Origin of the sequence: Actinomadura sp. CNU-125 (assembly GCF_001942465.1) — a bacterium.
GTDB lineage: Bacteria > Actinomycetota > Actinomycetes > Streptosporangiales > Streptosporangiaceae > Spirillospora.
This window is the reverse complement of the sequence record NZ_MKJY01000488.1, coordinates 1-17,550: the sequence shown is the minus strand read 5'-3', so window position 1 is coordinate 17,550 and position 17,550 is coordinate 1. Positions and strand designations below refer to the sequence as shown.

Below are 17,550 nucleotides of genomic sequence, written 5' to 3'. Positions count from 1 at the left end.
AGAAGCCCACTGCCCGGACCCCTCCATCGCTCACTGTAGTTTAAACTCAACAGAAAGTAGTGGACCGACCGCGTTTCAGGGACGTCTTCGTCGGCGATCCATGGACGGGCCCACCCCGGGATAAACCCCTGGCCCACCTACTTGCAATAAGTTTGCGATTGATTACTCGCCTTTTAGAGTCGTTCAGTGTGCGATCTCTTGTCCACCCCCAAGATCAGTGGGGTTACCGGACACGATCAGGAAGAGACCAATCGCGATGAATCACACCCTGTCCCGTACCGCTGCACGCGCCATGCTGATCGGCGCCGTCACCCTGGGGCTGGGGCTCGGCGCCGGCGCAGCTTCGGCCGACGAGGTCAATTCCGACCCCCAAACCAAAATCGAGTGCGGCAATCCGATCGTCTTGCTGTCCCCGGGCGCGCACATCGACGGCCCCCGCTGCCACGCGGTCACCGTGGTCGACCAAGAGTCGACCAAGAACAACAGCGACAACGTCCCAGTGCTGTCCACCGTGTTCGGGACCCAGAAGGACTGACCAGCCGGGCAAAACCGCCCACCAGGCGCCAAGCCGGCCGGGACGCCGCCCGGGCCTGCGCCCGCGCCGGCGTCCCGGCCGATTTCGATCGGCCCCCGACAACCCCAGCTCCAACAGGCAACCGGCCGAGGCGTTTAGTTCGTCGGTAATTCTCGGAAATACTGCCCGGGGCCACGCCTCGCTCCGAGAGAAGATCGACGAGAACGAGGCTCCCTTCCCGACCGGGAAGACGGACCTCACCGGGCCCCGAGCCCACGCTACGACGGCCCGTCGAACGGGCCCCCACCCGCCGGACGGACCCGCGCGCCCGTCTGGGGAGCAAGCCAGTTACACGGGCCCGCACGGGTGGATGGGCGGGGCCGAGGGTCGGGACACCGGGCACTACCTGACGGGACGCGCCTTCAACTCAGCCACCAGCGCCCCGAGCTCGAACCGACTCAGCCGGACGACCCCGCCCGACGCCTCGTCCGAAGGCCCGTCCGAGGCCCCCTTCGAATCCCGAACCCCGACGGTGAAGCCGCCCTCCAGCCGTCCCACCTCAACGCACTGCTCGTCGTTCGCCGCGCCGCTGTAGGAACTCTTGCGCCACTGGGCGGCCACGCCTACTCCTTCGGGAGCCGCTTGATCTCGTCGACCAGGCCCGCGAACTCGGACGTGGTCAAGCTGAGGTGCCCGGCGGACGGGTCCTTGGAGTCCCGAACGCCGACACCTTCAACGAGTCGTCCCAGCTCAACGCAGTGCTCATCGCTAACGCCGCTGCTGTGGTTGCTCTTCCGCCACTGCACGTTCATGTGAACTGCTCCAAGTACCGCTCAACAAGGACGAGCGAGGCGTCTTGGGGTAGCGCCTTCGCTCCGATGTACTCAAACTTAGTCCAGAATTCCCTAACTTCGATGGGGACTTCGATCAGTCGTCCTCCGTTCTGCGCCCCCGCGTACGCCACGTCGCGTCCGGCCAAGCTGAGGACCTGAAACGGACCGTCGAAGCCACGATGCGCTCCTGCGGACGGCTGCACGAACCGAAAGATGACGTTCGGGAGGTCCATCATCTGCCGCAGATGCACAAGCTGCTCCTGCATCACCTTCCGGCCACCGACCTCGCATTCGAGCGCACTCTCTTTGAGGATGACCCAGAACGATGCGGGCTTGTCACGCTCCAGGAGGGCCTGCTGACGAGCCATGCGTCGAGCGATCCTCGCCTCAACGTCCTCGACCGTCCCCTCCTCGACGACAGCACGCATGTACGCCTCAGTCTGGAAGGGGCGGGGGATGGAGTCGCCATGGAAGATCCTGATCGACGCCGCCTCTTCCTCGTACTTAACAAGTTGACGCCCCCAGTCGGGGTCGTGCGCCATTCGGGCATACCAGAGCATTGTTCGCAACAGCACTCCAGTGCCGTACAACTCATCAAGTTTCGCCAAGTGCTCTTCGTGTGGCCGAAACCTGCCAGCTTCAATGTTCGAAACACTCGACCTCGCAAGGTTAAGGATCTTGCCGACCTGCGTGAGGGACAAGCCCTGCTTCTCCCGAAGAAATCGCAGGTAGAAGGCCAGGAAGTGCCACTGGGAGATCTTGGGGTCGAGGGGCTCGCGAACGATCGGCATGACCACTCCTGTTTAGACTTGTTTAGGTGAACACACCAACCGTAAGTCAGTGGGGTGATCCTTGCCACAGAAATTTTGAAACCAAGGCAAGGACGGGACAATGACGATCAGCGCGACAGGCGACTTGATCATTCCCCTATTGGGGACGTCGACGGCCGTAGGGCTCGCGCGCACACTTGCGTGCGCTCGACTGCGCAAATGGGACTGTTCCCACATTCTGGACGATGCACTTCTTATCGTCTCGGAACTCGTCACCAACGCCGCCCGGCAGACGCCGCACAAGGAACTCCGCTTTCAGGTCAGCCGGGACGCCAACGGGATCATCATCGCGGTTTGGGACTCCAGCCCCGAGATCCCCAAGCCGAAGCCGCTCTTCGAGCTCACCCTCGACGGCCTCGACCTCTCCGAGGACGCGTTCGACAACAACGGCGGCCGGGGCCTGCCGATCATCCAGACACTCTCCACCACGTGCGGCGTCACGAAGGACCCCAACGGGGGCAAATGGGTATGGGCCCGACTCAGCCCCTAGCCGCCCGAATGTTGATCTGCGGCGTGTTGCCCTTATAGAGCCTCCAGTAAGGGCAACACGCCGCAGATCAACGAGAGCACGGACCCTGGCTCCTTCTGCAGGTCGCAAGCAGCACCATAGATTATTATTTCCGCGTGAGACCCCCCAAAAGTGTTCCCGAAACACTCAGAGATCGCCCGTTTCGTGCGGCACAGGCTTATCAGTTAGGTATCACCGCGAAGCATCTTCGCTCACACATATACCGACATGTCTTCCATGACGTCTACACTCCGGCGGATCTACCTGACTCGGTTTATACCCGCTGCGATGCCGCCGCCCTCATCCTCCCGGCAACCGCAGTGTTCTGCGATGTGACCGCAGCCCGCCTCTATCAAGTACCGGTGCCGGAGCGAGACGCGCGTGTACATGCGGCCGTACCGTCCGCATCCCCCACAGTGCCGCGCATCAAGCAGATGAAAGTCCACGGCTACACGATCGACCCGGGACACCTGCGCGTTTGGGACGGACGCCGCATCGTCAGCCCAGAACGACTATTCCTTGAGCTGGCAGCAGCCATCCCCCGCATCGACCTGATCATCTCCGGTGATCACATGCTGAAGCATCGGTTGACCACCCGAGAACGGCTCAACGGGTTCCTGGTGCACGCATACCGTCGCCGAGGAGTGCTCAAGGCCAGAGATGCGGTAATGCATCTAGACGAGAAGAGCGACTCGCCACCGGAGACACGGTTGCGGATACTGATCACCGATGCGGGCTTACCTCGCCCCATCGTCAACCAGGACGTCTTCGACAAACAGGGCGAATGGCTGGCTCGCCCTGACCTCTCATACCCCGCCCTCAAGATCGCCATCGAGTACGAGGGGGCTCACCACCAACAGGACTACGGGCAGTACAGCCGCGACATCGAGCGAGACGGCCGTCTGATCGACAACGGTTGGATCGTCATCCGCGTCAACAAGGAGGGACTCTTCCGCAACCCAGCAAGCATCGTGAACCGCGTCCGCAAGGCAATCGCGCATCGAACGCATCGTTGATCTGCGGCGTGTTGCCCTTACTCGGGGCCGTATAAGGGCAACACGCCGCAGATCAACAACTCACGGGCGCGTCGCGAAGGACCCCGACGGGGCAAATGGGTGTGGGCTCGGCTCGGGCCTTGGCCGGGCCAACCAGAAGATGGCTTGTGGCCTGCTCGAGGTGCTCGAGGTACGTGAGGTGCGCGCCGCGCGCCGCGGGCCGTCGGGCTCGACGAGGCGGCTTGCTCACCAGGCCGGTTGGCCTTCCCCTTCTTTGCTCTCTTCTCGTGCGAGCCGGCGGTCTCCTTGACCGCGTACCGCTCTTGGTTCGGCTCAAGCAGCCGATCCCCACCAACTCCCGCTGGACGGGTGGCCCCACGGTGTACCGCGTCTCGCGACCGACGCTGTAGTGGCCGTGGCCGTGGCCGAGTTGAGACATCAGGTCCTTCCACCCATACGCGCAGCAGACAGGCTCGTCGATCGTCTTATGGATCTCCCGAAGCTCCACGATGTCCTCGTCATCGCAGGATGGGTCATGCGCAAGGTTGTACGTCTGCGTGAGCCCGGCATCCCGCGCCGACATAAACGTCTTGCCGGAACACATCCAACCTCTCCGCCGACCCTCGCATCTCCCCGGTGAATTCCGGCAGCGGCAACGTCTCGAACACGTCCGATGGCGTGTACCGCACGTCCGTCTTCATCGATGAGGCCCGAGCGGCTCGTCGGCGACCAGGCCCGCCTCGATCGTCTCTTGCCGAGGCCGACGTCGTCGGCGAGCAGCAGGTTCACGCGGGGCGCGTCGGGGGCGCGGGCGACCGGTTCGAGCCGGTAGTCCTCGATGGCGACGCCGGACCGGAACGGCGCCTGCAGCCTGCGGACGTCCGCGGACGCGACGGCGCCCCAGCGGACGGCAGGGTGCGCGCGGTCGCCTCGATCTCCCTGATGCCCCGGAGGGTCTCGCCGTAGTGGCCGTCCTCGACGGACTGGCGATCGACGACCGTGTGCTCCCGGATCGTCTCCCCCACGGACCCGACCACCCAGCGTCGGCCGCACACCTGCACCAGGGCTCCGTCGACGGGACGTTCGGCGAACGCTCTCGCGGGCACGGCTCTCCTCACTCCCGTGGCTGTGGTCGATGCGGACTCCCTGCAGCGGCGGCTCGTCGCGGCGTGGCGGGTCAACACCGACGGGCCGGGCCCCAAGGAGGCGCTGCCGACGGCGGTGGAAGCGCTCACGGTGGACGCGAGAGCGCTCGGCGATCCGGGCATGCTGTTCAAGGTCCGGATCGGGTGCGCCTACGCCCTGCGCTTCGACGCCCTCGATCGCGGGTCCGCCCGGGCGCGGTCGGAGATGTTCGGTGCGCTGCGCGAATACGGCCGGGCGGCGTACGCCGAACCGGACGTCTGCGACTGGTCGCACGTCAAGGCGATGTGGGTGCAGCTCTTCATCATCCTCGACCGGATCATCGAGATCCGCCCCGAACCCGCCGACCCCGTCCGGCGGCTGATCGACGAACTGGAACGCCACGTCCAGGCCGGACGGCCGCGGTGGCACAGGGTCGGGTCGGCGTGGAGTGCCGCTGTGGGAACGTCGGGGAGGTCGAGCGGATCTGGCGCGGGCTGCGGGCCGGCCGGCCGCCGCGCGAGGTTCTGCGGCCCGACCGCGTCGCCGCGTCGGAGCGATCATGGCGACGCGGTAGGGCGGCACCGCGCCGCGATCGCGGCGCCCGCGACGAGAGCGTCGCGCACGAGGGTGCCCTGCTCATGCCGTACCTGCACGCCGGACGGCCGGACGAGGCGGTGGCGGCGTACCGGCGCACCGCCGCCGGTGCGAAGCACGGGATCACCGCCACGCGCCCAGAGTTCTGCGCCCTGACCGGCAAGGAGGAGCACGGGCCGTGGCTCCTGCACCGGCACACGACAGCATCGACGGCGAGTGCGGCTCGGTCGGCACGATGTGGACGGTCGCGGCCGCCGCCCTGCCGTGCCGCCGCATCGCCGAGCGAGGGCCGTTCCGGCCGCCCGATCACTGGAATACCCGGGGCAGGTTCGGCGGGCACCTGCACGCGCGGGCGGTCGTCGCCGCCGCGCGGCCGGACCGCCTGAACGGCACGTCCCACATCAGCGGCTCGATCCGCGCCGACCCCCTGCACGACCGCCTCTCCCTCGTCGGCTGATCGGGCGGTCCGGGGGTAGGGGCCCGGTGTGACGCGATCGGGCGCGGTGACCTTCGATGTCGTGATCGTGGGCGGCGGGCCGGTCGGGCTGGTCACCGCGCTGCTGCTGGCGCGGTTCGGGGTGTCGAGCGCGGTGCTGGAGGCGGCGGACGGGCGTGCGGCGGCCGGGTCGCGGGCGATCTGCTTCCAGCGGGACGTCCTGGACGTGTTCGGCCGCGTGGGCTGCGGGGACGCGCTCGTCGCGCGCGGCGTGACGTGGACGACCGGGCGCACGTACTACCGGGGCACCGAGCTGTTCTCGGTGTCGTTCCCCGAGCCGGACGAGGGCGCGACACCGCCGTGGATCAACATCTCGCAGGCCGAGGTCGAGCGGCGCCTGTGCGGGCTGGTCGCGGCGGAGCCGCTGATCGACCTGCGGTACGGGCATCGGGTCGTCGGGCTCGAACAGGACGGCGGCGGCGTCGAGGCGATCGTGGACGGGCGCGGGCGCGTGCGCGCCGCGTACGCGGTCGGTGCGGACGGCGCGCACAGCGACGTCCGGCGGCTGCTGGGCATCGGGTTCCCCGGGCGGTCGTTCGCCGACCGGTTCCTGATCTGCGACGTCCGCGCCGAGCTGCCGTTCCCCCGCGAGCGCCGGTTCCACTTCGACCCGGTGTGGAATCCGGGACGGCAGGTGCTGGTCCACCCGTGCCCCGACTCGGTGTGGCGGATCGACCAGCAGGTTCCGGACGGCTTCGACCTGGACGCCGAACGGGCGTCGGGCGCGCTGGACGCGCGGATCCGCCGGATCGTCGGGGACGTCCCGTACGAGATCGTGTGGACGACCGCGTACCGGTTCCACCAGCGGTGCGCGGAGACGTTCCGGGCGGGGCGCGCGTTCCTGGCGGGGGACGCTGCGCACGTGTTCGCGCCGTTCGGCGCGCGGGGCCTCAACTCGGGCGTCCAGGACGCGGAGAACCTCGCGTGGAAGCTGGCGTTCGTGCTCCGGCACGGCGCGCCCGGCCGCCTGCTCGGCAGCTACGACGCCGAGCGGCGGGCGGCGGCGCTGGAGAACCTGCGGGTGACGGGCCGCACCATGGAGTTCCTGGTGCCGCGGACGCCGGAGCAGCGGGCGCGGCGGGTCGCGGCGCTGGAGCGGGCGCTGCACGACCCGGACGCCCGCGCGGAGATCGACTCCGGCCGGCTCGCCGAGCCCTACCGGTACGCCGACTCGCCGCTGACCACACCGTCCGGGCCGTCCGGGCCGTTCCTGCCGGGGGCGCTCTGCCCGGACGTTCGTGCTCCGTGGGCGGCGAACCGGTGCGGCTGCGGCGGCTGTTCGGCGCGGGCATGGTGCTGCTGACGGACGCGCGCCGGGTGCCGGACGGGGTCGCGGCTGGCGTCCCGTGCAGGGTGCTGGCGCCGGACGAGCCGGGCGTGGAGGGCGCGGTCGTCGTGCGTCCGGACGGGCACGTCGCCGCCGCGCTGCCGTCGTCCGACCCGGCCGCGGTACGGGACGCGCTGCGGCGCGCGTGCGGGTATTGAGCGTCAACCGGCCGTGGCGTGCGGGAACCGGTCCCCCAGGAGGTTCCAGCCGTGTTCTTCGAGGGCGGCGAAGGTGCGCGGGGCGGTGCGGGCGGCGGCGAGGAGGCCCTCGATGCCGCGGGCCGGTGCACGAAGCCGGGGCGTCCGGGCACGCTGAGGGCGTAGTGGCGGCGGGCCGGGACGGACGCGGCGATTTTCGTGCGCCGCCGCGAACGGGCGTCCGTCGCGGTGCTCGACGGCGCCGGTGCGCAGCACGGCGAAGGACGCGTGCCCGGCCCACCGGACGATGTCTCCGGCGGCTTCGCCGTCCTCGGCGCCGGGCAGCAGTGCGCGCGCGGCGCGCACTGCTGCGCCGGGCTCGTGCCGCACGGTCGCGGGGTCGATGCCGAAGCGGCGCAGCGGTTCGTGGTCGACGCGGCGCAGGCGCTCGACCGTCCGGGCGAGCGCCGCGCCGTCCGGGCCCGGAGAGGTACTCGCGGACGGCGCCGAGGTCGGTCGGCGCGCGATCTCGCGCATGAGGATGTGCGACGGGTGGTTCAGCGGGTGCCCGGTGCGGAGCCGTCCGGGGTGCGCGGCGGCGAGGACGCGCAGGTGGTCGGCGCGTCCGGGCAGCCGGAGCAGGCGGTCGGTCACAGCGCGACGGGGCCGACGGCGGCGGCGGTGCGGGCCAGGGCGCGGATCGTGGGGTCGTCGGCGGCGGTGCGCCAGGTCAGGGCCCAGCGGAGGGCGGGGGCGTCGGGCATGGGCACGAAGACGATGCCGGGCGGCTTGTTGTAGCGGGCGGCGATCTCGCCGAGCGGGTGGACGCACTGCCCGGTGGAGACGAGGGAGAGGATCTCGTGGAAGGTCCGCGCGATGGGGCCGCGCGGGACGCGGCGTCCGGACGGGGTGCGGACGGGCACCATGGACGCGACCCAGTACTCGGGGGCGTCCGGGCCGAGGTCGACGACGTGCTCGCCCGCGAGGTCCTCCAGGGACGCGGTGCCGCGTGCGGCCAGCGGGTGGTCCGCCGACACGGCGAGGACGCGGCCGCCGGTGAGCACGGTGGGGCCGACGGTGAGGTCCGGTTCGGCGACGGGCAGCCACAGCACGTTCACGTCGTTGCGGCCGGAGCGGAGGGTGGTGAACGCGTCGCCGCCGTTGATCTCGTTGAGCTGTACGCCGCTGCCGGGGTGGCGGGCGCGGAACGCGTCGGTGAGGGGGCGCAGCACGTGCCCGGCGTGCCCGAAGACGCCCAGGCGCAGCGTCCGGTCCGCGCCCGGCCCGGCGGCTTCGGCGCGGGCGAGCCCCTCGTTGAGCAGGTCCACGGCCTGCCGGAGGTCCTCGCGGAGGCGGCGGCCGACCGGGGTGAGGGTCACCCGCCGGCTGGTGCGGTCGAACAGGGTCACGCCGAGGCGCCGCTCCTGCTTGCCGATCGCCTGGCTGACCCGGGCCTGGGAGACGTGGAGCCGCTCGGCGGTGCGGCCGAAGTGCAGTTCGTCGGCGAGCGTCAGGAAGATCTCGATGTCGCGTAGCTCCATGAATAACCCCTGTGTTATGGATCGCCGCACGAAGCCTACATTGTTCCGCCGCTGACCTGCCTCGATGCTGGACGTGCCGCCGCCCGGGCGGCCGGGCAGACGGTCGTCCGGGCGGGACACCGATAAGGCGGGGGGGAATCCATGAGCGACTTTCAGGCGATCGCCGACCGCTTCGAGATCGAGGCGCTGCGCGGAGAGGTCACCGACGCGGTGATGACGCGCGACTTCGACCGGGTCGCGGCGCTGTTCACGCCCGACGGCGCGATGCGGTGGCCGCACATCGGCAGGGAGTTCGTCGGACGGGACGAGATCCGCGCGGGGATCGAATGGGGGCAGGGCCTCTGGGAGTTCTTCGTGCAGACCGTCCACCCGGGCGTGGTCCGGGTCGACGGCGACACCGCGACCGGCCGCGCCTACATCCACGAGTTCGGGCGGATGCGCGACGGCGGCTCGCACTCCAACCACGCCCTGTACCACGACCGGTACCGGCGCACTCCGGACGGCTGGAAGTTCAGCGAGCGCGTCTACGAGGTCAGGTACGTCGACTCCGCTCCACTGCCGGGCTCGCCGCCGACCGCGGTGCCCGAGTCCTGACAACCGAACCGTACTAGAGGAAAAGTCCATGGACATCGCGTTGTGGATCGCCGCCGGGCTGCTGGCCGTGGTCGCGCTGATCGGCGGCTCCACCAAGACGTTCGTCCCCAAGGAGAAGCTGGCCGCGCAGGGCGGCGGCGAGTGGACGGAGGGGTTCGGCGCGGGAGCCGTCAGGGGGCTGGGGATCCTCGAACTGCTCGCCGCGGCGGGCCTGATCCTGCCCGCCGCGCTCGACATCGCGCCGGTCATGGTGCCGGTGACGGCCGTGTGCTGGATCCTGCTGATGATCGGCGCGATGGTCGTCCACGGCCGCCTGGGGCAGTACAAGCTCGCGGCCGTGAACGTGGTCTACCTCGCCGTCGCGGCGTTCGTCGCGGGCGGGCGCTTCCTGGGCTGAGCCCGCGGGCCGCGATTCCACGGAGCCCGCCGTCACCCCGGAAATTCCGATCGCGGGAAAGGAACGCTCCAAAACAGGCACCCTCAACAAAGACTTGACAGGTTTATCGACAACACAGATACTGTGTTTTTGTTTTTCCTTGTCCAGAGTCTTGTCAACGTTGATCGGGTGCGCACCGATGGCAGATCCGAAAGACAGCATCGACTCACTTCTGAACAGCAGCGTGCCGCACCGGCCCGCGAATGCCGACGAAGCACGGGAGCGCTTGTCGTTACTGAGCGAGAGGGCTCCGCAAGCGGCTCCCGAAGAGCAGGACGAGAGTGGCGTGGTCACCGCCGCCGACGAATTCATGAAGGCGCGGACGGCGGCGGCGGGCGAGAAGACCGGGGGGCGGAAGTCGCGCGAGCGCCCGATGGCGGCCGCCCACCGGCAGGCGGATCCACTCGCCGGTGTTTCCATGGCAGGTCTGGAGGCATGGCGGGACACGGCCCTGCAGAGCATGGACCGCGTCGGTTCCGTCAGGACGCACGATCCGTCCGCCTCGGTCACCGTCGTATTGGACGGCAGCGGAGAACTGCACAGCGTAGAGATCGTTCCCGAATGGCGCAGGCGGCTGAGCCCCGAAGGGCTCGAACCGGCACTCGCACAGGCGATTTCGGCGGCATACCGCCAATACTCGGAAACATGGCTCGGCATCCTGGCGGACGACATGGCCGGTTCGCCGCCGCACACCGGCCGACCGGAACCCCACCGGGACGCGGGCTCTTTCCGACGCGCACGGACCGTCGACGAATTCGACGCCGGCGACCGGCACCTCGTGGACATGCTGCACGAACTCGACAGGCATACCGAGAGGCTGGAGGCCGCCGCCGCGGCCGACCGGAACCGGGAAGTCGATGGAGGCCGGGCCGTCCCGGTCGTCTCCGGAGGGCGGATCACCGGAATCCGGCTGGACCCGAACTGGATCCACAGGGCCCCGAGTTCACAGATCGCGGACGAGATCAACCGGGCGATCTCGACCGCGAAGCAAACAGGAGACGATCAGAAGATCGCGGAGATACGGTCCAGGATCGAAGAGATCACCCGGTCGATGCGCTCGATGTAGCGGAGGGGACGGTTCCATGGGGCACGACTCCGAGCTCGCTTTCCGGCTGACGGCGCTGAAGGCCGACGCCGACGCGTGGAAGAAGACGTCCGAGGTGATCCTCACGGGGCGGAACAAGGTCGCCGAAGCGCGGCGGCTGGCGGAGGGGGTGGTCCCGCTCCACCTTCACGGTGAGGAAGTCTCCGACCAGTACGTGAAACTCTGCGAGACACTCTGGCACCTGGCGGACCAAGGGGCGTACATCCACGATTACTTCTCGCGCGCCCTGACGGCCGCCATCAAGGCTTACCGCGACGCCGAGGAGATGAACACCCGCGAGGCGCAGGCGATCAGAAGAGGGTGGAAACCGTGACCGCGACGGGCGTCGCCATCGCCAAGATCAACAGCGACATGGCCAAGATGGACGCCGCGATCGGCAAAGCGATGCGGCTGGTCGAGCAGGGCATAAAGGAGATGGAGGACAAGCCTCTCGCGGCGGTCACCGTACGCGCGGTGAGACAGGCCAGAAGGACGTGAACGAACGCTGGGAGCGGATCAAGGACGCGCACCACACGTGGACCTTTGGCGTTTTCGACGACGGCCCGGACAAACTGAAGAAAGCCGCCGCGATCTTCTCGGACGAAGTACAGGCGAAGGTCAGCGCGCAGGCCCCCAGGTTCGCCGCGCAAGGCCAGGGCGGTACCGCATACCTGCGCGCGGACGACGGACACTGGAAGGGCCCCGCGGCGATGGCCTACCGGAGGAACATCGACCCGCAGAACAAGGCGATCAAGGATTTCGCCGCCACGGCGGACGAGACCAGCAAGATCCTGGTCGAGACGGCCAGCACGATCAGAAGTTACTACGCCAATATCGCGGCGGCCACCGGTGAAGCCCTGGCGGCCATCGTGGTGTCCGCGGCGGGCGGCCCGATCGGAATTCTCGTCGGCCTCATCGCCGCCCTGGTCATCCTCGTCGCGCATTACACCTACACCACCGTCACCGCCATGGACTCCTTGAAGGAGATCGAGTCGAAGTTCAGGTCGCAAGCCAATAACAACGGCGGTTTCCACGAGGGGGGCTGGCCTTCGCCGGGGCAGAGCATAACCACAGGAGCCTACTGGTGACGGAGACATGGCACCCCGACGCGGCATGCGACCCAAGAATCTCGCCCTCCGGGTGACGGTGATCCTCGCCGGGGTCGCTTTCATCTCGGCCAGCGTCTACTACTCGGTCTTTCGCGTGGGGGGAGACGACGGGGACGGCCGTCCCGCCAAGGCGTCACTGGGCGAACCGAGAAGCGACGGCCGCCCCATAACGTTCCCCGGCGGGGCCCTGGCCCGCGAGGTCGCCCCGCTCGGGGCGTGGCCCGCCGCCTGCGCGCTCCTCACCGAACCGGAGATCGAATCGGTGCTCCCCCACGTCGACGAACTGAAAGTGGACGAGGTCACAACGTGGCCCCCGGGTACCTCGGCGACCGCGCTGGAAGGGGAGGACACGGCGAACACCCGCTGCGGGTACTCCATGCGCCTCCCCAGCGAGACGAGCGCGACGACGGCGCTCCGGGTGGACATCAAGAGAGTCGGCGCCCCCGCATCGAACCTCGACTACTTCCGGACGGACGTCCACGCGATCCCCTATCCGGCGAAGGAGATCGCGGGAGCCCGGTGCGGTCCCACCTCGCTCCTGTTTCCCGAGGTCGCCTGCGTCAAAGGCGGAATCGTGTTCAGTGTCCTGGCCTACAGCGGCGCGGTCTTCGAGGGGCACGACGAGCCCGGTCCCGTGATGTGGCGGGACGAGGTGCTCCCCCGCCTCGCCGAAGTCATCGCCGCCGACGTCAGGACGTGAAACCGCAGGACGTGAACCGCAGGACGTGAAACCGCCCGGCGCCGTCAGTTGACCTTGCGGTCGCTGCCGCTCCAGTAGGGGGCCCGCAGCTTGAACTTCTGCAGTTTGCCGGTCGCGGTGCGCGCCAGCTCGTCGCGGAACTCCACCGACGTGGGCGCCTTGTAGCCGGCCGCGCGGTCCTTGCACCAGCGGATCAGCTCGGCCTCGGTGGCGTCCGCGCCGGGCGCGAGGACGACGAGCGCCTTGACGGTCTCGCCCCACTTGTCGTCGGGGACGCCGATGACGGCGACCTCCGCGACGGCGGGATGGGAGAACAGGACGTCTTCGACCTCGATGGACGAGACGTTCTCGCCGCCGGTGATGATGACGTCCTTCTTGCGGTCGCTGATGGACAGGTACCCGTCGGCGTCGATGTCGCCGCCGTCGCCGGTGCGGAACCAGCCGTCGCCGAGGGCGGCGGCGGTCTCGGCGGGCTGCTCCCAGTAGCCGTCCATGACGACGTTCGAGCGGGCCAGCACCTCCCCGGTGCCGTGCTCGTCGCCTTCGGGGACCTCGACCCTCAGCCGGGTGCCGAGCGCGGGCGCGCCCGCGCGCACGAGCTTCGCGGCGCGGTCGGCGGGGTCGAGGCCGTCCCACTCGGCGCGGGTCCGGTTGACCGTCAGCAGCGGCGAGGTCTCGGTGAGGCCGTAGATCTGGATGAACTCCCAGCCGAGTTCCTCCTGCACCCGCTGGACGGTCCGGGTCGGCGGCGGCGCGCCCGCCACGATGATCCGCACCCGGTCGCGGCCGGGGATCTCGCCGTCCCAGTCCCCGGCGGCGTCCAGGACGGCCGCGACCACGGCGGGCGCGGCGCACATCACCGTGACGCCGTGCCGCTCGACGCGGCGCAGGATCTCCGCGCCGTCGACCTTGCGCAGGATCACGTGCGGGACGCCGAGGCCCGTCATCGCGAACGGCATCCCCCAGCCGTTGGCGTGGAACTGCGGGAGCGTGTGCAGGTAGACGTCGCGGTCGGTCACGCCCGCGTGCAGGGCGAACGTGACGGCGTTCGTCCACAGGTTGCGGTGGGTGAGCCGGACGCCCTTGGGACGCGCGGTGGTGCCCGACGTGTAGTTGATCGTCGCGGTGGCGTTCTCGTCGGGCTCCCACGGCTCCGGCTCGGCGCCCTCGGGGGCGAACATGCCGGTGTCGTCGCCGAGGACGAACCGGTGCTCGGCCGTCACGTCGCGGAGCGGCCCGTCCAGTTCGGGGTCGACGTAGAGGACGCGGGCGCGGAATGCTCGACGATGTAGCGGACCTCGTCGGGGCGGAGCCGGAAGTTGACCGGGACCAGCACGCGCCCGAAGCCGGACACGCCGAAGAACGACGTCAGCAGCCGCGCGCTGTTCTGGCTGACGACCGCTACACGGTCGCCGAACCCGACGCCCAGGCCGTCCAGGAACGCCGCCTGCCTGCGGGCGAGCGCGCCGAACCCGGCGTAGGTCGGCGTGCCGAGCGGGGGCGCCGGCTGGTCCGGTTCGTCGATGACGGCGGTGCGGTCGCCGTACACCTGCACGGCCCGGTCGATGAAGTCGGAAACGCTGAACGGGACGATCACCGATCCTCCTGGAGGAGACGCCTGGTCTGCGGTCTGCGATCAGACTCGCAGCACCGGCCGCCGCCCCAGAAGCCGTATCGCGGAAGAATTCGCGTCTTCCGCCGCTCTCCGCCCGGAACCGGCGGCGGGCAAGGATCATCTCAGTTCGGTGATGACGAGTCAGGAACCCACGGGGGCGCGAAATTTCAACGTCGATCTGCGCGGGATCGTCGATCTGCTGAGCCGGCACCTCTACAGCAGCCCGCGCGTGTACGTGCGGGAGCTGCTGCAGAACGCGGTGGACGCGATGACGGCGCGCGGCGACACGGTGGAGGGGACGGGCGGGGCGGGCGCACCGATCCGGTTCGAGACCGGGGGCGGGGAGCTGCGGGTCCTCGACTCGGGGATCGGGCTGACCGAGCCGCAGGTGCACGAGCTGCTCGCGACGATCGGGAACTCGTCCAAGCGGGACGAGCTGGGGCTGGCGCGGCACGACTTCCTCGGGCAGTTCGGGATCGGGCTGCTGTCGTGCTTCCTCGTCGCCGACGAGATCGAGGTCGTGACGCGCAGCGCCCTCACGGACGCCGGTGCCGACGAAGGCGCCGATGACGCCCGGGCCGTCGTGTGGCGGGGGCACGCCGACGGGCACTACACCGTCGAGCCGGGCGAGCGGGACGAGCCCGGGACGACCGTCGTGCTGCGGGCCCGCCGGGACTTCGAGCACTGGCTGGAGGCGTCCACGGTGCGGGAGCTGGTGCGGCACTACGGGGCGATGCTGCCCTACGACGTCCGGGTGGACGGGGACCGGGTCACCGAGGCGACGCCGCCGTGGGAGCGGGACCGCGAGGAACTCCTCGGGTACGGGACGCGGCTGCTGGGCGCGACGCCGTTCGACGCGATCGAGCTGTCGGTGCCGGAGGCGGGGCTGCGCGGCGCGGCGTTCGTCCTGCCGTTCGAGAGCAACCCGAGCCAGCGGGCCGCGCACCGGGTGTACCTGAAGCGGATGCTGCTGGGCGACCGGGTGGAGAGCGTCCTGCCGGAGTGGGCGTTCTTCGTGCGGTGCGTGCTGGACGCCGGGGAGCTGCGGCCGACGGCGAGCCGCGAGCAGCTCTACGACGACGAGCTGCTCGCGGTGACGCGGGAACGGCTCGGCGACGCGCTGCGCACCTGGCTGGTGGGGCTCGCGGCGACCGACCCGGCGCGGATGCGGGCGTTCCTGGCGGTGCACTACCGCGGGGTGATGGCGCTGGCGGTGCACGACGTCGAGATGCTGCGGATCGTCGACGACCAGATCCCGTTCGAGACGAGCGAGGGGCGGCTCACGCTCGGCGAGCTGCGGGCGCGGCACCGCGCGATCCGGTACACGTCCCGGGACGAGGAGTTCCGGCAGCTGTCGGCGATCGCCGCCGCGCAGGGCATCGCGCTCGTCAACGGCGGCTACACCTACCACATCGAGATCCTGAACCGGCTGCGGCGGCTCGACCCGGGACTGGACGTCCGGAAGCTGGACGCGTCGGAACTGGCGACGCGGCTCGACCCGGTCGGCCCCGGCGTCGAGTTCGCCGCCCGCGACTTCCTCGAAACCGCGAAGCGGACACTGGCCGGGCACGGCTGCGAGCCGCTGCTGCGGTCGTTCTCCCCCGCCGGGCTGCCCGTCCTGTACCTGGAGGGCGCGCCCGGCGGGCACGGCGCCGACGCGGACGTGGACGGCGTCTGGGCGGAGTTCATCGGCACCGAGGAGAAGGCGGAGCGGGACGGGCCGCGGCTGGTGTTCAACCACCGCAACCCGATCGTCGCGCGGCTGACCAGCACCGCGAACGTCCGGGTCGTGGAGCTGTCGGTCGAGGCGATGTACGGGTACGCGATGCTGACCGGGAACCGCCCGCTGCGGCCGGACGACGTCGCCGGGGTGAACCGCGCGTTCCTCGGGCTGGTCGAGCACGCCGTCCGGGAGGGCTGATGGCCCCGGCGGGACGGGAGGAGCTGCGGGACCGGCTGAACGCGGCGCTGGACCTCGCCGGGGGCGGCGAGGACGACGACGTCGCCGGGCAGTCGTACCTCGCCGTGATGGAGGGGCTGCTCGCCGACGCGGAGGCGTTCGGCGATCCGGAGACGCTGTTCGGGGTCAAGGTCATCTACGCGAACGCGCTGCGGTTCAAGGAGTGGGAGAAGGAGCCGCGGGAGGTCGACGCGGAGGCGCTCGCCGTCCTGCGGTCGTGCCTGCTGACGTGGAACGCCGAGCCGTACCGCTTCGACGCGACCGACGTCGACAACATGTGGACCGAACTCCACCGCGTCGTCGACCGGTACGTCCGGCACGCGCCCGAACCCGCCGAGCAGGTGCTCCGGCTGCTCGACGAGCTGGAGCGGCGCTGCCCGCCGGACCGGCCGCACGCCCGGTACGCGCTCGGCGAGCTGCGGGTGCGGCTGGAGGCGCGGCGCGGGAACGCCGCCGAGGCCGAACGGCTGTGGCGGCTGCAGCTCGCGCGGGGGCCGGCGCGCGAGCATCTGCGGCCCGACATGGTGGCGGCGCTGGACGCGTCCATGTGGGCGCGGCTCGGCCGCCACGACCTCGCGGTCGCGGCGCTCGCGCCCGTCCTGGCCGGGCGGCTTCCGGTCACCAGCGGCGACCCGCACGAAGTCCGGCTGCTCATGCCGTACCTGCACACCGGACGGGCGGCGGAGGCGGCCGTCGCGCACCGGCGCACCTGGCGCGGACCGGGATGATGTACGACGAGCTGGGCGCGCACATGGAGTTCTGCGCCCGCACCGGCAACGAGGAGCGGGGACTGGACGTCCTGCACCGCAACTTCGACTGCGTCTCGTTCTCCTTCCGCGCCGTGGAGGGGATGTGGGCGATGGCGGCGGTGGCGCTGCTGTGCCTGCGGGCGGCCGCGAAGGGCCTCGACCGGGACGTGTGCGTCCCGTGCCACTGCGGCGGCGTCGACGAGGACTGCGACTGGCTGCCGCTCGTCACCTACGCCAAGCTGGCCAAGCAACTGCGGTGGGCCGCGCTCGACCACGCCGAGCACTTGCGGGAGCTGGACGGGACGCCGCACCTGTTCGAGGCCGTGGACGCGCTGCTGTTCGCGGAGCCGGTGGTGGAGCGGCTGGAGCTTGGGTCGGGTCCGGGGGCGGGTCCGGGGGCGGG

At 70.0% G+C, this 17,550-nt stretch carries 25 protein-coding genes; 17 read left to right on the top strand and 8 right to left on the bottom strand.

From position 1 onward, the window contains the following. The first annotated feature begins 256 nt into the window (after window positions 1–256). Window positions 257–535 (top strand): hypothetical protein, encoded by a 279-nt coding sequence (locus tag BJF79_RS38475; protein ID WP_143220774.1) that lies wholly within the window; start codon window positions 257–259, stop codon window positions 533–535. A 381-nt stretch (window positions 536–916) separates the two neighbouring features. Here the strand turns inward: BJF79_RS38475 and BJF79_RS38470 are convergent, their stop codons facing one another. Genes BJF79_RS38470 through BJF79_RS38460 form a run of 3 tightly spaced genes read right to left on the bottom strand, consistent with a single transcriptional unit; the run spans window position 917 to window position 2,138 of the window. Next, window positions 917–1,135, bottom strand: a complete 219-nt coding sequence (locus BJF79_RS38470; protein ID WP_075904774.1) for a DUF397 domain-containing protein — start codon at window positions 1,133–1,135, stop codon at window positions 917–919. 2 nt (window positions 1,136–1,137) lie between these two features. Further along, window positions 1,138–1,326 carry a DUF397 domain-containing protein gene (locus tag BJF79_RS38465; protein WP_075904772.1) on the bottom strand — a complete coding sequence of 63 codons (189 nt, stop codon included), beginning with the start codon at window positions 1,324–1,326 and terminating at the stop codon, window positions 1,138–1,140. Continuing rightward, on the bottom strand, window positions 1,323–2,138 hold the full coding sequence (locus BJF79_RS38460) for a helix-turn-helix transcriptional regulator (protein ID WP_143220773.1): 816 nt from the start codon (window positions 2,136–2,138) through the stop codon (window positions 1,323–1,325). The genes BJF79_RS38465 and BJF79_RS38460 overlap by 4 nt, the downstream gene beginning before the upstream one ends. A gap of 100 nt (window positions 2,139–2,238) precedes the next feature. Between BJF79_RS38460 and BJF79_RS38455 the strand changes: the two genes are divergently transcribed. Together BJF79_RS38455 and BJF79_RS38450 are read left to right on the top strand one after the other, a co-directional pair. Next, window positions 2,239–2,667 carry an ATP-binding protein gene (locus BJF79_RS38455; RefSeq protein ID WP_075904768.1) on the top strand — a complete coding sequence of 143 codons (429 nt, stop codon included), beginning with the start codon at window positions 2,239–2,241 and terminating at the stop codon, window positions 2,665–2,667. Window positions 2,668–3,101: 434 nt separating this feature from the next. Continuing rightward, window positions 3,102–3,701, top strand: a complete 600-nt coding sequence (locus tag BJF79_RS38450) for an endonuclease domain-containing protein (protein WP_075904766.1) — start codon at window positions 3,102–3,104, stop codon at window positions 3,699–3,701. A 764-nt stretch (window positions 3,702–4,465) separates the two neighbouring features. On the opposite strand, the gene BJF79_RS56455 is transcribed toward BJF79_RS38450, so the two are convergent. Beyond that, window positions 4,466–4,786, bottom strand: a complete 321-nt coding sequence (locus BJF79_RS56455; RefSeq protein ID WP_075904764.1) for a hypothetical protein — start codon at window positions 4,784–4,786, stop codon at window positions 4,466–4,468. 16 nt (window positions 4,787–4,802) lie between these two features. On the opposite strand from BJF79_RS56455, the gene BJF79_RS38440 reads away from it, so the two are divergent. The 4 genes from BJF79_RS38440 to BJF79_RS63660 are packed head-to-tail and all read left to right on the top strand — an operon-like array spanning window position 4,803 to window position 7,380. Further along, complete coding sequence (locus BJF79_RS38440) at window positions 4,803–5,555, top strand: hypothetical protein (protein ID WP_143220772.1); 753 nt, start codon at window positions 4,803–4,805, stop codon at window positions 5,553–5,555. Between the two features lie 22 nt (window positions 5,556–5,577). Next, entirely contained in the window at window positions 5,578–5,856 is a 279-nt protein-coding gene (locus BJF79_RS38435; RefSeq protein ID WP_075904760.1) for a hypothetical protein, read from the top strand. Between the two features lie 28 nt (window positions 5,857–5,884). Then, on the top strand, window positions 5,885–7,198 hold the full coding sequence (locus BJF79_RS38430) for an FAD-dependent monooxygenase (RefSeq protein WP_262403192.1): 1,314 nt from the start codon (window positions 5,885–5,887) through the stop codon (window positions 7,196–7,198). Next, window positions 7,141–7,380, top strand: coding sequence for a hypothetical protein (locus BJF79_RS63660; protein ID WP_075904756.1), 240 nt, complete (start codon window positions 7,141–7,143; stop codon window positions 7,378–7,380). Before BJF79_RS38430 ends, BJF79_RS63660 begins: the two co-directional genes overlap by 58 nt. A 3-nt stretch (window positions 7,381–7,383) precedes the next feature. Here the strand turns inward: BJF79_RS63660 and BJF79_RS38420 are convergent, their stop codons facing one another. Then, window positions 7,384–8,013, bottom strand: a complete 630-nt coding sequence (locus tag BJF79_RS38420) for a hypothetical protein (protein WP_075904754.1) — start codon at window positions 8,011–8,013, stop codon at window positions 7,384–7,386. Then, entirely contained in the window at window positions 8,010–8,900 is an 891-nt protein-coding gene (locus BJF79_RS38415; RefSeq protein WP_075904752.1) for a LysR family transcriptional regulator, read from the bottom strand. Before BJF79_RS38415 ends, BJF79_RS38420 begins: the two co-directional genes overlap by 4 nt. A gap of 141 nt (window positions 8,901–9,041) precedes the next feature. Between BJF79_RS38415 and BJF79_RS38410 the strand changes: the two genes are divergently transcribed. From BJF79_RS38410 to BJF79_RS38385, 7 genes are all read left to right on the top strand, one after another. After that, window positions 9,042–9,494 carry a nuclear transport factor 2 family protein gene (locus BJF79_RS38410; protein ID WP_075904750.1) on the top strand — a complete coding sequence of 151 codons (453 nt, stop codon included), beginning with the start codon at window positions 9,042–9,044 and terminating at the stop codon, window positions 9,492–9,494. Between the two features lie 28 nt (window positions 9,495–9,522). Next, window positions 9,523–9,891: a DoxX family protein gene (locus BJF79_RS38405; RefSeq protein WP_075904749.1), complete on the top strand. Its 369-nt coding sequence runs from the start codon at window positions 9,523–9,525 to the stop codon at window positions 9,889–9,891. A 178-nt stretch (window positions 9,892–10,069) separates the two neighbouring features. Next, window positions 10,070–10,996 (top strand): hypothetical protein, encoded by a 927-nt coding sequence (locus BJF79_RS38400; protein WP_143220771.1) that lies wholly within the window; start codon window positions 10,070–10,072, stop codon window positions 10,994–10,996. 16 nt (window positions 10,997–11,012) lie between these two features. Continuing rightward, on the top strand, window positions 11,013–11,348 hold the full coding sequence (locus BJF79_RS38395) for a hypothetical protein (RefSeq protein WP_075904746.1): 336 nt from the start codon (window positions 11,013–11,015) through the stop codon (window positions 11,346–11,348). Beyond that, window positions 11,345–11,512 carry a hypothetical protein gene (locus tag BJF79_RS56450; protein ID WP_158079422.1) on the top strand — a complete coding sequence of 56 codons (168 nt, stop codon included), beginning with the start codon at window positions 11,345–11,347 and terminating at the stop codon, window positions 11,510–11,512. The genes BJF79_RS38395 and BJF79_RS56450 overlap by 4 nt, the downstream gene beginning before the upstream one ends. Continuing rightward, window positions 11,509–12,102 (top strand): hypothetical protein, encoded by a 594-nt coding sequence (locus BJF79_RS38390; protein ID WP_075904744.1) that lies wholly within the window; start codon window positions 11,509–11,511, stop codon window positions 12,100–12,102. Before BJF79_RS56450 ends, BJF79_RS38390 begins: the two co-directional genes overlap by 4 nt. Before the next feature lie 25 nt (window positions 12,103–12,127). After that, window positions 12,128–12,823, top strand: coding sequence for a hypothetical protein (locus BJF79_RS38385; RefSeq protein WP_143220770.1), 696 nt, complete (start codon window positions 12,128–12,130; stop codon window positions 12,821–12,823). 44 nt (window positions 12,824–12,867) lie between these two features. On the opposite strand, the gene BJF79_RS38380 is transcribed toward BJF79_RS38385, so the two are convergent. Continuing rightward, entirely contained in the window at window positions 12,868–14,046 is a 1,179-nt protein-coding gene (locus tag BJF79_RS38380) for an AMP-binding protein (protein ID WP_262403191.1), read from the bottom strand. Beyond that, complete coding sequence (locus BJF79_RS63655; protein ID WP_262403190.1) at window positions 14,043–14,420, bottom strand: AMP-binding protein; 378 nt, start codon at window positions 14,418–14,420, stop codon at window positions 14,043–14,045. Before BJF79_RS63655 ends, BJF79_RS38380 begins: the two co-directional genes overlap by 4 nt. Before the next feature lie 151 nt (window positions 14,421–14,571). On the opposite strand from BJF79_RS63655, the gene BJF79_RS38375 reads away from it, so the two are divergent. The 3 genes from BJF79_RS38375 to BJF79_RS38365 form a co-directional block, all read left to right on the top strand. Beyond that, entirely contained in the window at window positions 14,572–16,359 is a 1,788-nt protein-coding gene (locus tag BJF79_RS38375) for an HSP90 family protein (RefSeq protein ID WP_075904741.1), read from the top strand. Next, entirely contained in the window at window positions 16,359–17,126 is a 768-nt protein-coding gene (locus tag BJF79_RS38370; RefSeq protein ID WP_075904739.1) for a hypothetical protein, read from the top strand. The genes BJF79_RS38375 and BJF79_RS38370 overlap by 1 nt, the downstream gene beginning before the upstream one ends. Beyond that, on the top strand, window positions 17,123–17,550 hold a 428-nt coding region (locus BJF79_RS38365; RefSeq protein WP_262403189.1), incomplete at its 3' end, for a hypothetical protein. The genes BJF79_RS38370 and BJF79_RS38365, both read left to right, overlap by 4 nt.